Genomic DNA, 14,225 nt, shown 5'->3' with positions numbered 1-14,225 from the left:
ATCAGAACTCTTCCCATTCATCGTCGAGACTGGCCGGCAAGGCCGGCGCTTTCCGCCCGCGCGGAGATTGGCTGCGCTCGAGCTGCGGCGCAGGCGAGCGCTGGGCGCTGCGCGGTGCGCCAAGTCGGGGAGCGACTTCCGCATCCGCCAGTTTGAAGACGGCGACCGCCTTGGACAGGCTGTGCGCCTGCTCTTCCAGACTCTCGGCGGCGGCTGCTGCCTCTTCCACCAGCGCCGCGTTCTGCTGCGTCACTTCATCCATCTGGCTGACCGCACGGCTGACCTGCTCGATGCCCGAACTTTGCTCGCGGCTGGCATCCGAGATATCGGCCATGATCTTCGCCACCCGCTTGATGCTGGTGACGACTTCGTCCATCGTCCGCCCCGCCTGATCGACCAGCCGGTTCCCGGTTTCGACCTTCTCGACCGAGTCGGAGATCAGGCCCTTGATTTCCTTGGCTGCCGCCGCGCTGCGCTGGGCCAGGTTGCGCACCTCGGTCGCTACCACCGCAAAACCACGACCTTGTTCGCCGGCACGGGCCGCTTCGACCGCCGCGTTGAGCGCCAGGATATTGGTCTGGAAGGCTATGCCGTCGATCACGCCGATGATGTCCGCGATCTTGCTGCTCGACTGGTGGATGGCGCTCATGGTGTCGACCACCTGACTGACCACTTCTCCTCCCTTGACTGCCACCTGCTGGGCCGTGCCAGCCAGTTCGTTGGCCTGCCGGGCATTGTCGGCATTCTGCTTCACCGTGCCCGTCAGCTCTTCCATGCTCGAGGCCGTCTCTTCAAGGCTGCTCGCCTGTTCCTCCGTCCGGCTCGACAGGTCCTGGTTACCCGAGGCAATTTCCTTGGCCGCCGTGTTGATGGCGTCGGTCGCATCCTTGATCTGAGTGACGATCTCCTGCAGGCGAAGCACCGTTGCATTGGTATCGTCCTTCAGTTGCCCGAAAGTTCCCGCATAGTCGGCATTGATGGTCTGCGACAGGTCACCGCCCGCCATGGAGGAAAGCACTCTGGCCACATCCTCCAGACCTTGCTGGCTGGTGTTCAACAGACGATTGAGATCCTGGGCCAGGCTACGGAAAAATCCCTCCTTGCCTTCCTCGATGATCCGCGTCGAGAAATCGCCGTTCGCCGCGGCGCCCACGATAGCGGCCACCTCCTTCTCGACGGCAAGCTCGTTGGTACGGTCGCGCCATTCACCGACCGTGCCCAGCCGCTGGCCCCGGTCATTGATGATGGGATTGGTCGTCACCAGATACACCCGGTTGCCGATGCTCATTTCGGCGCGGCGCGTGTCGGCCAACGCCTTCAGCCTGGCGATGGCCTCCTCGCGCTCCTCGCGGTAGAACACACCGACATCGCTACCCACCAGCTTGTCGGCACTGAACCCCGGAATGTAATCACGCAGGACATCCTCCATGTCGGCTACCGCCTTCAGAAGCGCCTTGTTGGCATAGATGATCCGTCCATCCGAATCGGCAATACGCACCGGGCTGCTCACGCAGTCGAGACCGATCTTGATACGCAGGTTCTCGTCCGATACACGCTTGGCCTCCGCCACGTTGAAACCCTGCTGAATCTGCATGGATTGCAGCCTCTGCAACACCTGCCCCATTTCGTCATTGCGGGAGGTATCGACGTTGCGGGTGTAGTCGCCATGGGCCAGCGACTGGAAGGTTGCAACAACCTCGCCAATCGGCCTGGTCACCGCGAGAATCAGGGCGCGGGCAATCAGGATGCCAACGATCAACGCGGCCACGCCGGCGACTATCATCCAGAGACGCGCCGTAGAGAAGTTGTCGCGGGCTTTTTCCAGCATGCTCCCGCCCCCTTCATTCAGATATTTGAACAGGTTTTCAATTTCCTTCGAGGCGTCGACATAGGCTGCATCGGCCTTCAGGCGCCGGATATCGTTGGCTTCGCTGAAACGCCCCTCTGCCAATGCCGCACGCGCCGGCACTAGGCCCTCGGAAACGAACCGCTTCCGCGCTGCTTCGAAAGCATCAGCCCGTTTGATATGCTCGGGTAAAAGCACGTATTTGCGATAGTTGGCCCAGTGTTCCGAGACCGCCTCAATGTTCTTGTCGATAACCGACAAGTGGGAATCGATGCCGTGATCATGCAGCTTGCTAAAGGGATTGGCTGGATCGTGCTGTAGCGCCGCCAACATCTGTGCTCTGTTGTCGGCCATCAGCTTGCCAATTGCAGCAAGCTCCTGAAGTGGAATGAAGCGACGAGCGTAAAGCTCCTCCACTTTCTCTTCCGTGGCGGCCATCCCCCTCAATCCGAGGATGGCAACCGCGATCAACGCCAACAACATCGCACCGAAGCCAGCCATCATTCTGACTTTCAAACTCAAACCGGCCAGCAGCCCCTTCCCTCCCTTGACGACTGCGCCGTGCTGAATACGCAGGTTGCCGGCACGCTTTTCCCGGAACAGGCGATACGCCTGATCAGCCGCCTGGATCTGCTCAGCAGAAGGCTTGCGGCGCACCGACATGTAGCCGTCAATATTGCCGTTCGCGTCCTGCGTCGGCGTTGCCGTGGCGATAACCCAGTAGAAGTCGCCATTCTTGCAGCGGTTCTTGACCATCCCGGTCCATGGGCGCCCCGCCTTGAGGTCCCGCCACAAATCCTCAAATGCCTCGGCCGGCATGTCGGGATGGCGAACCAGATTGTGAGGCTCGCCGATCAGCTCGGCCTCGGGGAAACCGCTGATTTCAATGAAATCATGGTTGATGTAGGTAATACGACCCTTAAGATCGGTTTTCGAAACGATCAACGAGTCAGGCCGAAGCACGACCTCTTTGTCGGTAACGGGTAAGTTGCTTCTCATTATTGCGTCCTCGATCTTTTTTTCGGTATCGATATGCTGGTCAGAATTCCGCCCACTCGTCGTCATCCGGGATGGATGGCGTAGTGGATTTGCTGGCTGCGGAGGTCAGGCGAACAGGCTCCTTGTGCTGCAATGCCGGACGTGCTTCGCCCCTGCCTTGCTGTAACTGCTGACGGGGCGCCGACAACTGCGGAACGCTTCCCCCTTGCCGCAGCGCGAAAACGGCGACAGCCTGCGCCAGATTGTGCGCCTGCTCTTCCAGACTCTCGGCGGCGGCGGCTGCCTCTTCCACCAGCGCCGCGTTCTGCTGCGTCACTTCATCCATCTGGCTGACCGCACGGCTGACCTGCTCGATGCCCGAACTTTGCTCGCGGCTGGCATCCGAGATATCGGCCATGATCTTCGCCACCCGCTTGATGCTGGTGACGACTTCGTCCATCGTCCGCCCCGCCTGATCGACCAGCCGGTTCCCGGTTTCGACCTTCTCGACCGAGTCGGAGATCAGGCCCTTGATTTCCTTGGCTGCCGCCGCGCTGCGCTGGGCCAGGTTGCGCACCTCGGTCGCTACCACCGCAAAACCACGACCTTGTTCGCCGGCACGGGCCGCTTCGACCGCCGCGTTGAGCGCCAGGATATTGGTCTGGAAGGCTATGCCGTCGATCACGCCGATGATGTCCGCGATCTTGCTGCTCGATTGGTGGATGGCGCTCATGGTGTCGACTACCTGACTGACCACCTCGCCTCCCTTGACCGCCACCTGCTGGGCCGTGCCAGCCAGTTCGTTGGCCTGCCGGGCATTGTCGGCATTCTGCTTCACCGTACCCGTCAGCTGCTCCATGCTCGAGGCCGTCTCTTCAAGGCTGCTCGCCTGTTCCTCCGTCCGGCCCGACAGGTCCTGGTTACCCGACGCAATTTCCTTGGCCGCCGTGTTGATGGCGCCGGCGGCATCCTTGATCGAGGCGATGATCTGTTCAAGATTGTCCACGGTCGCGTTGGCATCATCCTTCAACGTACCGAGCATCCCTTGATAGTCCGCATCGATTTTCTGCGTCAGATTGCCCTGCGCCAAGCGTGCAAACATGGCGCCGACATCGCCCAAGGCGCGTGTATTGGCCTCCAGGAGCGCATTGATCCCGTCGGATATCTGGCGGAAGAATCCACTCATCTTGGCGCTATCCAGGCGTCGACTGAAGTCTCCGCTGGCCGCCGCACTGATGATGCTCGCCACCTCCTGTTCGACGAGGACCTCGGCGGTTCGATCAAGCCATTCGACCACGGTTCCCAATCGCTCGCCATCGGCATTCCGGATGGGTGTTGCGATCAGGCTGAAGTGCCTGCCACCGATATTCAAGGATGCGCGATGTGTTCCTTTCAGCGCGGCCAGCAAATTGCGCTGATGGCTTGGCTGCCGGTGATAGATATCGAAATTCGACCCGAGAATGGCATCGGCCCGGAAGCTCGGCAACTGGGAACGGATGTCGCTTTCGGCAGCACGCATCATCGTCAACACCGCCGTGTTGCAATAGATAATCTTCCCTTCCGGGTCGGCCACCATGACACTATTCGAGCTCACATCCAATGCGACCTTGATCCGCAAGGTCGCATTGGCCGCATCGCGTTCCGCAGTCAGCCGGTTGCGCAACTGGCTCTGCATCTCCTCGAGGCGCTGGATCATGTGTCCGATTTCATCGTTGCTGGAAGCGACCAGCGGAACATCGAGGCGCCCGCCGGCAATTTGATCGAGCGCCTGGGAAACGTCCAGAACCGAGCGATTGACACGACGCAGGATAACGAAACCAGCCCCGGCCACCAGCGCAATCAATGCACCGGCGAGGGACAACACCAGCAGGCGCTGCGTATGGACTCGTTCGCTGCGCCTTTCCAGCGCCTGGTCGAGATACTGGTCTGCGCTGTCATAGAGCTTGAACAAGGCATTGATGCCTTGCGTGGTCTCATCGAAATAACGCGCCGGTTCGTAGCTCAAGACCTCCGCACGCAGGATGTTGCGCTGAATATTGGCCATGAAGGTATCGATGCCGACCTTTGCTGCGTCGAAGGCGCCCGCCAGTTGCTCCCGCGCCGCCGGATCCTCTGCCAGCACCTTGTCGCCATCAGCCACCATCTGCTTCTGGCGGAGAGAGACTTCGGCAAAACCGCCGATCAAGGCGTCACGCTGGAGTTGATTGATCGCCTTCTCCGACAGCACGACCGAACCCATGGCACGCGCCTGCCCCATGCGCTCGGTGACATGGGGCAATTGCAGAATGGTCAGGTCTATCGTGAAATAAGTGACAGCTTCCGGATCAAGCACCAGTTTTGACTGCTCGGCCACCTTGTCCATGATCCCCATAAGCCTGGCAATCAATTCGGTATGGCGCTTCGAATTCTCCTGTGGCGCAAGCGTTGAAAACTCCCCTTTCAGGCTTTGCCAGCTCGATTTGAACTCGTTCCAGTCGGCCAGGCTACCGAGTTCCGATTCATTGGTGGCAATCTGTGCATCGGCCTTCGCGATGGCCGCATCGGTCCCCGATCTGGCCGCGTCGGCGCGCTCCTTGAATTCCTGTTTGCCGAGCAGCAACGACGTCGTTGCACCCCGATGTCGCTGCGTATCCTGCAGCACAAAGCGTAACTCCTTGTGGACTGCCACACCGGCACGCTCCTTATCCACCAGACGTACCTGTTCATTCAAGCCACCGACCAGAGGCACCATGGGCACGGCAACGGCAATGGCCGTCAGCAAGCCCAATCCTATGAATTTATTTGCCAGCTTTTCGGATTTCATCGAAATATTTCCCGTTCCGGATACGTTTCTAGGAGTGTGGTCCGTTTCGTTGATCGCGTCATGCCGCCGCGCTGTCAATCAGTTCCATATCGGCGCTGGTCATCAGACGCTCGATATCGGTCACGATCATCATCCGGCTATCCACGGTCGCCAGGCCGAGGATGTACTTGGTATCGAAAGTTGCAGAGAAGTCCGGTGCAGGACGAATCTGCGAACGAGTCAGTGAAATGACGTCGGAAACGCTATCGACGACGGCACCGATCACCCTGCCGGCAACATTGAGAATGACGACGACGGTAAAAGGGGTGTATTCGATCTTGCCAAGATTGAACTTGATGCGCAGATCGACGATGGGGACGATCGTTCCCCGCAGGTTGATCACCCCCTTGATGAAGGCAGGCGCATTGGCAATCAAGGTAGGCGGTTCATAGCCCCGAATTTCCTGAACCTTGAGGATATCGATCGCGTACTCCTCGCCGCCCAGTGTAAAGGTCAGATATTCACTGGCAACCAGATCCTCTTCGCCTGCCGCGCTTCCGCTCTGCGTCATCGCTTCCATCTCATGCTCCCCAATTCAGCCGTCAGCCGGCTTTCTGAACACTGCTCTTGGCCATGCCGGCGATTGCCGACACATCCAGAATCAACGCCACATGACCATCACCCATGATGGTGGCGCCTGAAATTCCCTGCACCCGCCGATAATTCGCCTCCAGGCTCTTGATCACGACCTGGTGTTGCCCCACCAGTGCGTCAACATAGAGCGCCGCCTTGATGCCATCGGCGTCGATCACGACCATGATGCCCTGCGTGAAATCGCCAGCGCGCGGTCTGATGTTGAACACCTCATGCAAGGCGACAACCGGCAGGTACTCGCCCCTGACCTGGATGACCCGTGCCTGGTTGGAGAGTGTCTTGATATCGCCGGTCTGTGGCTGGAACGACTCGATCACGTACGACAACGGCAAAATATAGGTCTGGTCACCGACGGCAATCGACATGCCATCCAAGATCGCCAGCGTCAGCGGGAGTCGCACCGTCATCCGCGTACCGACCCCGAGCATGGAATCGATCTCGACGCGCCCGCCCATGGATTGGATGTTGCGGCGGACCACGTCCATCCCGACTCCTCGGCCGGAAACATCGGTCACCTGCTCAGCGGTCGAAAATCCCGCCTCGAAGATCAGGTTGAAGACCTCCTGATCGGTCATCTGATCGGAAACCTGCAGACCACGCTCGCGAGCCTTGGCCAGTATCTTGTTGCGCGGCAAGCCGCCACCGTCATCGCCGACCTCGATCACGATGTTCCCGCCTTGATGATAGGCCTTCAGGGTAATCGTCCCAACCGGACTCTTGCCCGCAGCAATGCGCTTCTCCGGGAGTTCGATGCCGTGGTCCAGACTGTTGCGGATGAGGTGCGTCAATGGGTCCGCGATACGCTCGATCAACCCCTTGTCCAGTTCCGTCGTTTCCCCGGATGTCTTGAGCTCGACCTGTTTGCCGAGCTTGCCGGATAGATCGCGAACCACCCGCGGGAAGCGGGAAAACACAAAGGAAATCGGCAGCATGCGGATCGACATGACCGACTCCTGCAGATCGCGCGTATTGCGTTCCAGCTGGGCCAATCCATTGACCAGGCGGTCCGGCGCGTTTTCCTGCATCTGGGCGGCCGTCTGCAGCAGCATGGCCTGGGTAATCACCAGTTCGCCAACCAGATTGATCAGCTGATCGACCTTTTCAACACTGACCCGGATGGAGGAATCGCCCCCTGCGGCGGCGGCCGATGCTGCCTTGGCTGCGCGCGCTCTCGGCTCCGCCGCCGGCTTTTCCGGTGCCACAACGGCCACCGGGGCGGCGGGCTCGGCAATCCGCTCTATAGGCGCGTCCGCTGACGGGGGTGCCAACGGCGCCGCGTCGGGCAGGGGCTCGAAGAAACCAAACCCGTCGCCCTCCTCGGCCACAACCGGCTGCGCGCTTGGGGTAGCGTGCAGTGGTTCGAAAAAACCGTAGCCATCCCCCTCTTCCGCACTCACTGCCACATCACCCGACTTCTCGGCCACCGGCAGCGGCTCGAAAAAGCCATAACCATCGTCCTGAGTGTTCGCAGCAGTCGGATTCTGCTCGGCCTGCACGTCGAGGGGCGCAAAGAATCCGTAGGCAGCATCCTCCTCGGGCGCCCCTGGCGAATCATCAAAGAAGCCGAAGGCTCCATCTTCCGCTTCGCCAGCAGGGCGGCTCTCAAGTACGCGCCAGGCACCGTTGTCCGCGACAAAATCGATCTGGTCGGCAAATGCTTCCTGGCCACAATCGCCAGTCAGGCGCAACTGCCAGTAACCAACGTTGTGCTCGCCGTCATCCGGCTGGCTCAGAATTTCCAGCTCGCCCAGTGAGCGCAGCTCGGCCAGCAGGTTCTTGACCCCCTCGCCTTTTGCCGAAACCTCAGTCGGCACGAACTGAATGTCGAATACCCGCACTGCTGCCGAAAGAGATGCATCTTCTACGGCCGCTGGCGCGGCAACCTTCATGTCAGTGGACAGCTGGCGTAGACGAGCGCAGATCGCTTCGACTGCGGCACCGTCGACTTCACCGCGACCTTGATGCGCCTCCAGCATGTCACGCAGGAGATCACCGCTCTCCAGAAATGCATCCACCATTTCGGCCCGCAAACCAAGTTCCTGTTTGCGGATGCGATCCAGCAAGTTTTCAAGGATATGTGTCGTTTCCGCGAGATCGGTGAACCCGAATGTCCCCGCGCTCCCCTTGATGGAGTGCGCAGCACGGAATATGGCGTTCAACTGCTCCGGATCCGGATTCTCGATATCCAGATCGAGCAGCAACCCTTCCATTGCCGCCAGATGTTCCGCCGACTCGTCGAAGAACACCTGATAAAACTGACTCATGTCGATAGCCATGCTACCCCCCGAGCACAACCGCCACCCCTTGGCGGCCGATATTGGTATGCAAACGACCTGCCTTTGGCAGGTAGATCGGCCGCTAGTTAGCCGATGACTTTGCGCACGACTTCAATCAGTTTTTGGGGGTCGAAGGGCTTGACCAGCCATCCTGTCGCTCCCGCCGCCCTCCCCTGTGCCTTCATGGCATCGGAAGATTCTGTCGTCAGCATCAGGATTGGTGTCTTTGCGTACTGAGGCATGCTGCGCAGGCTCTTGATCAGCGTCAGCCCGTCCATGCGCGGCATGTTCTGATCCGTCAGAACCAAATTGATGCTTTTGGTTTTGGCTTTATCCAAGCCATCCATCCCGTCCACTGCCTCGACCACGTCGTAACCAGCGCTTTTCAAGGTAAATGAAACCATCTGGCGAATGGAGGCGGAATCATCAACTGCTAGAACGGTTTTTGCCATCGTTACCTCTCGATATATTCAGAACAACTCAACTTCGCCACTGGCAAAGCCTGTTTGATTAACCGGATTATTATCCACCTTTTGAGAAATCACACTCATTTTTTGCGAAATCTGGTCAACGTGAAGGCATATTTCTGACAGTGCAGCCAATGCAGCCCCCGGATTGGCGGTATCGTTCATGATGCCTGCCATACGTTGCTCATCGACCAGAATTTCATCCAACACATCCAGACGGCACCCGGCATGCCCCAACAACTGAGTCACCATATCCTGAAACTGTAGCGACATGATGGCCTGATTGAGTGATTTCTCAACCTGATCCGCGATGGTGTTCAACTCGGCCACACTCCCCTCTGTGCGCCGATTCATCTCAGTAATGCCGACCATCGCAAGCTCGACATCGCTCTTCGAGGTGAGCGCAAACGTCATATCCTGGGCCGCCATCTGGTTGATGGCTTTTTCTGTAGCCTCGATGGTTGTCTGCATCTTGCCCAGAGAATCCCTAATTTGCTGGCTGAAATGATTGGTCCGGCCGGACAGATCCCTGACCTCGTCCGCCACGACCGCAAACCCCCGCCCCGCCTCACCGGCACGAGCCGCCTCGATTGCGGCATTAAGCGCCAGCAGGTTGGTCTGTTTGGCAATGCCCTCGATTTCTCCCAGCATGCCCCGGACTTCGCTCATCTGCTGGATGATGCGATCGGTCATTTCAACCAGCGACATGGCTAGCCTGGAGTTCTCAACGACACTATCAACGAATTGACGCAGCGTAGCCGATGTCTTGGCCGCAAAATTCTGAAATTCGCTGACCGCCCCCTCTTCGCCCCCACCGCTGATGACCAGCATTCCCAATGACTGCTGGCGCTGGAGTTGGGCATTCATGCCATGAAAGCTAGCCACCAGCTTCTCAATCGCCTCACCCAAAATTCCCTGCGTCCGCTGGATTTCATTGCGCATTTCAGCGACCTGCCGGGAGGCCTCTGCTGATACATGCCGGATTGCCTCGCCGCTTCGCTCGACGATTTCCCGGTGAGTACTGGCCGCGCCGCTCGCCGCCAAGCCGGCCGTCATTGCCTTTCCCGAATGCAAGACAACTACCACCCAGCCGAAAACCAACAAGATATAGACACCGATGATGGCAGGAGAACGGGCAGCCGGCTCCCACGCAAGCAACCCGCCAATCAGCACCAAAGAGGCCACTACAGCCATCCACACCGCTTTGCCATTTGAGGCCATTCCCTCTCCCAATGATTCGGCAAGCGTCGGCGAGTCAGCCAGCAGTACCCTTGCCGATACCCGGCAATTTAAGCCCTTCGGGCAACGACTCTTCCCCGCCCACCTCGGATTCAGGCCCCTCTTCGTGGAGGATGGCCTGCTCCGTTTTTTTGTTGAGCACGACAATACTGATACGACGATTGATCGAACTCAGCGGATCGTTTTTGTCGAACAGAACCGTTGAAGCCAAACCAACCACCCGCAATACCTTGCTGTCATCCATGCCGCCCAGTACCAGCTCGCGTCGCGATGCGTTGGCTCGATTGGATGACAGCTCCCAATTGGAAAATCCCTTTTCGCCGCCTGCAAACTGCGACGCATCGGTATGCCCGGCAAGGCTGATCCGGTTTTGCACCCCATTCAAGGCCTTGCCAATCTGGCGAAGGATATCCCTTGTATACGGCTTGAGATCGGCGCTACTCGAGTCAAACATCGGCCTGTTCTGCTCATCGACGATCTGGATGCGCAAACCTTCCGAGGTGATGTCAAGCAACATCTGCTTCTTGAATTGCGCCAATTGCGGGCTTTTCTCGATCATTTTCTCGATATCGGCCTTCAAGGCTTCAAGGCGCTCCTGTTCCTGGCGACGAAACTCGGCTTGCGCCTCCTTGGAGAACGAAGTGGATTTTTTAGCCTCTATCTCACCTCGCTTGACCTGCCCCGCCTGGCGCGTCAAATCCTTGCCGCCGCCCTGAAGCACGCTGGTTGCATCCCCCGACCCGCTGCCGCCCTGCTGGGAAACCTTCAGCGGGTTCTGGAAAAACTCGGCAATCCCCTGCAGATCGCCTTTCGCTGTAGACCCCAGCAACCACATCAACAGGAAGAAAGCCATCATCGCCGTCACGAAGTCGGCATAGGCGATCTTCCAGGCGCCCCCATGCCCGCCTCCGGCGACAACCTTCTTGCGCTTGATGACTATAGGGCGTGTGGAATCATCGCTCATCGAATCGGCTCAGTGGTTAGGCAAGCTTACTTGCCCTTGCGGGCCTTCAACTCATCTTCCAGCTCACGGAAGCTGGGGCGCGAATGGGAATCGAGTGTCTTGCGCCCGAACTCGATCGCCACTTGGGGCGCATAGCCAGACATCGAGGCCAGCAGCACCATCTTGATGCACTTGTAGATGGTTCCTTCTTCCGCAGCTTTCTGCTCGAGCAGCTTGGCAACCGGCTCGACAAAGCCGTAGGAAATCAAAATACCGAGGAAGGTACCGACAAGGGCACCACCGATCATTTTTCCAAGAACTGCGGGAGGCGAACCAACCGATCCCATCACGTTCACCACGCCCATCACCGCGACGACGATACCGAACGCGGGCACAGCGCCCGCCACTGCCGACACGACATGCCCTGGCTCTGCGGCCTCGTGATGATGCGTCTCCAGCTCGACATCCATCAGGCTCTCGATTTCGACCGTATTCAGGTTACCCCCCACCATCATCCGCAGATAATCGGTGACGAACTCCATGATGTGGTGGTCATGAACCAGATTCGGATATTTGGAAAAGATCGGGCTTGCTTCAGGGTTCTCGATGTCGCCTTCGATGGACATCAATCCTTCTTTACGAACCTTGGCGAGCACTTCGAACAGCATTGCCAAGGCGTCAATATAGAAGGCCTTGTTGAACTTCGAGCCTTTCAGGATTCCAGGAACCGCTCCGACAGTAGCCTTGATGACCGTGATGTTGTTGGCTGCGACAAAATAACCAATCGTCAAGCCGATGATGGCAACGTACTCGGTCGGAACCCAAAGAGCGAGCAGACTCCCGTGGATCGCATAGGTCCCCAGAGCCGAAGCCAAAATAATGACATACCCGACGATCAAAAACATTCAATCCCCCCGTGCACCGGCAAACAAACCGGCGCGAATCCATCCCAGCAATGGTTCCCGCTATTGTAGCCACATGGATTGCCGGAGTGCAAAGAAAGAAATGCCCGTCACGAGGGCAATTCCGGGCACTGGGGGTGCAAGGTGATAAACTCGATCGACCGTAAAATGCTCTGGAATTGTTGTGATTCAATTTTGTGTTCGATGTGGCTCCAGCGTCTCGCTCGTCGTACCCGTCGGCGACAGCCTTCCCCGACACGTCTGCGGCACATGCGGCCACATTCACTATGAAAACCCGCGCCTCGTCGTCTGCTGCGTGGCCGAATGGCAAGGCAGCATTCTGATGTGCCGACGTGCCATCGAACCACGTCATGGTTACTGGACACTGCCTGGCGGCTTCATGGAAAACGGTGAAACCACGGCCCAGGCCGCCTGTCGCGAAACGCTAGAGGAAGCGGGAGCGGACGTCGCGGTGGATGCGCCATTCGCCATGGTCAACATTCCCCATATCAATCAGGTCCACCTCTTCTATCGCGGAAAGCTGCGGACTCCCGAGATTCTGGCAGGAGAAGAGAGCCTCGAAGTACGGCTGATCCCCCCCAACGAAATCCCATGGCACGATCTGGCATTCCGCAGTGTCAGCCTTTGCCTGGAACGCTATCTCGTCGACCGTGAAAGCCGGCGCTATGCCTTTCACGAGGCGGTTCTGGCACCGCTGCAACCAACCTAACGCTCCCGGCGATATTCGACCACAAATGACACTCTGAAGCCTCCCGCCGTCCCGGGTAGGCGCACCCGTGCTACGGCGCTATTCAGACTGGCCATGGCCATCTCATCGAGCTCGGAATAGCCGCTAGATCGATCAAGCGACACCACCGGCAAATGCAGTCCAGCCCAGTACGAAATGATGAGGCGGACACTACCCTCAGGCCGCAACTCATCGGTAACTTGCGACATGGATCTGGCTCGACGCAATTCACGTGCAATGTTGAGGCGGTACTCACTTTCAAGCTCGGCCGGCAAGCCAACCGAGCCCGTTTCAGTCGCAACCGGAGGAAGACTCAGGCTTTCAAGCTCGCCAACAGCCTGCGTCCGCATGCCGAAGGATTGGCGTTCGCCGCTCGCGGCAGGCAGCACGCGCTTCTCCAAATGCCGCTCGGCCACCGAGGCGATAGTGGACATATTTTGCTGGGGATTCGACCCGACAACCGCCGGAGGTTTTAAACGGACGAAATCGACAGTCAGCGACCGCCCCTTAGCCACGGAAGGTGAATAGGCAGGTAGCGGCCGAAAATCGAAAAGGCTCACAAACACCAGTATGTGAGCAAGAATCGATATGAAAAATGCGCGATGCATGCCGCATATATTACCGCCAGAAAAACAAACCCCTGCCCGAACTAACGGAACAGGGGCCTTGTCTTTCTCTCGCCCGAGACAGGCGATCGCGAGACGGATTACTTGTTGCCGAGCTTGCGAGACTCTTCGTCGATCTTGTTTGAATACATCTTGCCCATCACGGCGCCGATAACCAGAACACCGACGATGACGACGAGGCTCATCAAACCGATATCGCTACTAAACAAAAGTTCCCATGCCATAAAGTCACCTCCCAGTAACAAAAAAACTACTTCCCCGCTTGCGCCGTGAGACGCAGTGGCTCCACCGAGTCAGCCTGCCACTCCCCATGAAGCCGCCACTGCCCAGCGGGATCTTCGATAGAAACAAGCCAACGCCCCACGACCTCTCCGGCGATCTTTCCACCGTAGAAGCCCTGACCTTCCGATGCCATGACGACTGTCTGATCCTGACCGGCACGAGTTGGGTGTGCCAGTTTGAGATCAATTGCCGAAGGAAGCGCAACATCGTTGTTGCTCCTGATGAACAGACGAATACCGCTACCCGCCCGCATGATATCGGCCTGCAAACCCAGGCTACCCGCGCGATGATCCCTCTCCAGCGCCTGATTCACCGCAAGACCTTGTTTGTAATAATCGTCGGTTACCAAGCCGTCATTGCTGATCACAGCCAGCCACACCGTAATCACACCGGCGATGACGACCAAGCCGGGCCCGATCATGAGCAGCCAAGGCCAACGTTGTTTATACCAAGGCTGATTGTCACTACGTAAGGTCATCGCA

General features: G+C 58.4%; 12 protein-coding genes. 1 reads left to right on the top strand and 11 read right to left on the bottom strand.

Features of this window, described 5'->3' with window-relative positions:
- Position 1: 1 nt before the first annotated feature.
- From F1002_RS21455 to motA, 8 genes are all read right to left on the bottom strand, one after another.
- Positions 2-2,845 (bottom strand): methyl-accepting chemotaxis protein, encoded by a 2,844-nt coding sequence (locus F1002_RS21455; RefSeq protein WP_150430479.1) that lies wholly within the window; start codon positions 2,843-2,845, stop codon positions 2-4.
- 40 nt (positions 2,846-2,885) lie between these two features.
- On the bottom strand, positions 2,886-5,627 hold the full coding sequence (locus F1002_RS21530; protein WP_370452192.1) for a methyl-accepting chemotaxis protein: 2,742 nt from the start codon (positions 5,625-5,627) through the stop codon (positions 2,886-2,888).
- Positions 5,628-5,685: 58 nt separating this feature from the next.
- Entirely contained in the window at positions 5,686-6,186 is a 501-nt protein-coding gene (locus F1002_RS18265; RefSeq protein WP_150430478.1) for a chemotaxis protein CheW, read from the bottom strand.
- 22 nt (positions 6,187-6,208) lie between these two features.
- Positions 6,209-8,524, bottom strand: coding sequence for a chemotaxis protein CheW (locus F1002_RS18260; RefSeq protein WP_223879671.1), 2,316 nt, complete (start codon positions 8,522-8,524; stop codon positions 6,209-6,211).
- Between the two features lie 98 nt (positions 8,525-8,622).
- Positions 8,623-8,988: a response regulator gene (locus F1002_RS18255; RefSeq protein WP_150430476.1), complete on the bottom strand. Its 366-nt coding sequence runs from the start codon at positions 8,986-8,988 to the stop codon at positions 8,623-8,625.
- A gap of 18 nt (positions 8,989-9,006) precedes the next feature.
- Positions 9,007-10,224 (bottom strand): methyl-accepting chemotaxis protein, encoded by a 1,218-nt coding sequence (locus tag F1002_RS21450; protein WP_191090466.1) that lies wholly within the window; start codon positions 10,222-10,224, stop codon positions 9,007-9,009.
- 34 nt (positions 10,225-10,258) lie between these two features.
- Positions 10,259-11,206 carry a flagellar motor protein MotB gene (motB, locus tag F1002_RS18245; RefSeq protein ID WP_150430475.1) on the bottom strand — a complete coding sequence of 316 codons (948 nt, stop codon included), beginning with the start codon at positions 11,204-11,206 and terminating at the stop codon, positions 10,259-10,261.
- 26 nt (positions 11,207-11,232) lie between these two features.
- Positions 11,233-12,090: a flagellar motor stator protein MotA gene (motA, locus tag F1002_RS18240; protein ID WP_150430474.1), complete on the bottom strand. Its 858-nt coding sequence runs from the start codon at positions 12,088-12,090 to the stop codon at positions 11,233-11,235.
- Positions 12,091-12,271: 181 nt separating this feature from the next.
- On the opposite strand from motA, the gene F1002_RS18235 reads away from it, so the two are divergent.
- Positions 12,272-12,817, top strand: coding sequence for an NUDIX hydrolase (locus tag F1002_RS18235; RefSeq protein ID WP_370452191.1), 546 nt, complete (start codon positions 12,272-12,274; stop codon positions 12,815-12,817).
- On the opposite strand, the gene F1002_RS18230 is transcribed toward F1002_RS18235, so the two are convergent.
- The 3 genes from F1002_RS18230 to F1002_RS18220 all read right to left on the bottom strand — a co-directional run bounded on the left by F1002_RS18230 (position 12,814) and on the right by F1002_RS18220 (position 14,221).
- The gene (locus tag F1002_RS18230) at positions 12,814-13,269 is read right to left on the bottom strand and encodes a hypothetical protein (protein WP_150430473.1); all 456 of its coding nucleotides are present in this window, start codon (positions 13,267-13,269) and stop codon (positions 12,814-12,816) included. The genes F1002_RS18235 and F1002_RS18230 overlap by 4 nt on opposite strands.
- Positions 13,270-13,541: 272 nt before the next feature.
- Positions 13,542-13,646 carry a DUF3149 domain-containing protein gene (locus tag F1002_RS18225; RefSeq protein ID WP_370452190.1) on the bottom strand — a complete coding sequence of 35 codons (105 nt, stop codon included), beginning with the start codon at positions 13,644-13,646 and terminating at the stop codon, positions 13,542-13,544.
- Positions 13,647-13,711: 65 nt separating this feature from the next.
- Entirely contained in the window at positions 13,712-14,221 is a 510-nt protein-coding gene (locus F1002_RS18220) for a FixH family protein (RefSeq protein ID WP_223879670.1), read from the bottom strand.
- Positions 14,222-14,225: the final 4 nt, after the last annotated feature.

This window comes from Dechloromonas sp. CZR5 (assembly GCF_008711155.1).
Lineage (GTDB): Bacteria > Pseudomonadota > Gammaproteobacteria > Burkholderiales > Rhodocyclaceae > Azonexus.
The sequence above is the reverse complement of the archived record's forward strand: the minus strand, read 5'-3'. Positions and strand labels throughout refer to the sequence as shown.

Bases quoted from the DNA above. Each gene is read 5' to 3' on its own strand.
- F1002_RS18255 (WP_150430476.1), bottom strand. From the start codon at position 8,988: ATGGCAAAAACCGTTCTAGCAGTTGATGATTCCGCCTCCATTCGCCAG.
- F1002_RS18265 (WP_150430478.1), bottom strand. From the start codon at position 6,186: ATGGAAGCGATGACGCAGAGCGGAAGCGCGGCAGGCGAAGAGGATCTG.
- F1002_RS18260 (WP_223879671.1), bottom strand. From the start codon at position 8,524: ATGAGTCAGTTTTATCAGGTGTTCTTCGACGAGTCGGCGGAACATCTG.
- F1002_RS18230 (WP_150430473.1), bottom strand. From the start codon at position 13,269: ATGTCCACTATCGCCTCGGTGGCCGAGCGGCATTTGGAGAAGCGCGTG.
- motB (WP_150430475.1), bottom strand. From the start codon at position 11,206: ATGAGCGATGATTCCACACGCCCTATAGTCATCAAGCGCAAGAAGGTT.
- F1002_RS21450 (WP_191090466.1), bottom strand. From the start codon at position 10,224: ATGGCCTCAAATGGCAAAGCGGTGTGGATGGCTGTAGTGGCCTCTTTG.
- F1002_RS18225 (WP_370452190.1), bottom strand. From the start codon at position 13,646: ATGAGCCTCGTCGTCATCGTCGGTGTTCTGGTTATCGGCGCCGTGATG.
- F1002_RS21455 (WP_150430479.1), bottom strand. From the start codon at position 2,845: ATGAGAAGCAACTTACCCGTTACCGACAAAGAGGTCGTGCTTCGGCCT.
- motA (WP_150430474.1), bottom strand. From the start codon at position 12,090: ATGTTTTTGATCGTCGGGTATGTCATTATTTTGGCTTCGGCTCTGGGG.
- F1002_RS21530 (WP_370452192.1), bottom strand. From the start codon at position 5,627: ATGAAATCCGAAAAGCTGGCAAATAAATTCATAGGATTGGGCTTGCTG.
- F1002_RS18220 (WP_223879670.1), bottom strand. From the start codon at position 14,221: ATGACCTTACGTAGTGACAATCAGCCTTGGTATAAACAACGTTGGCCT.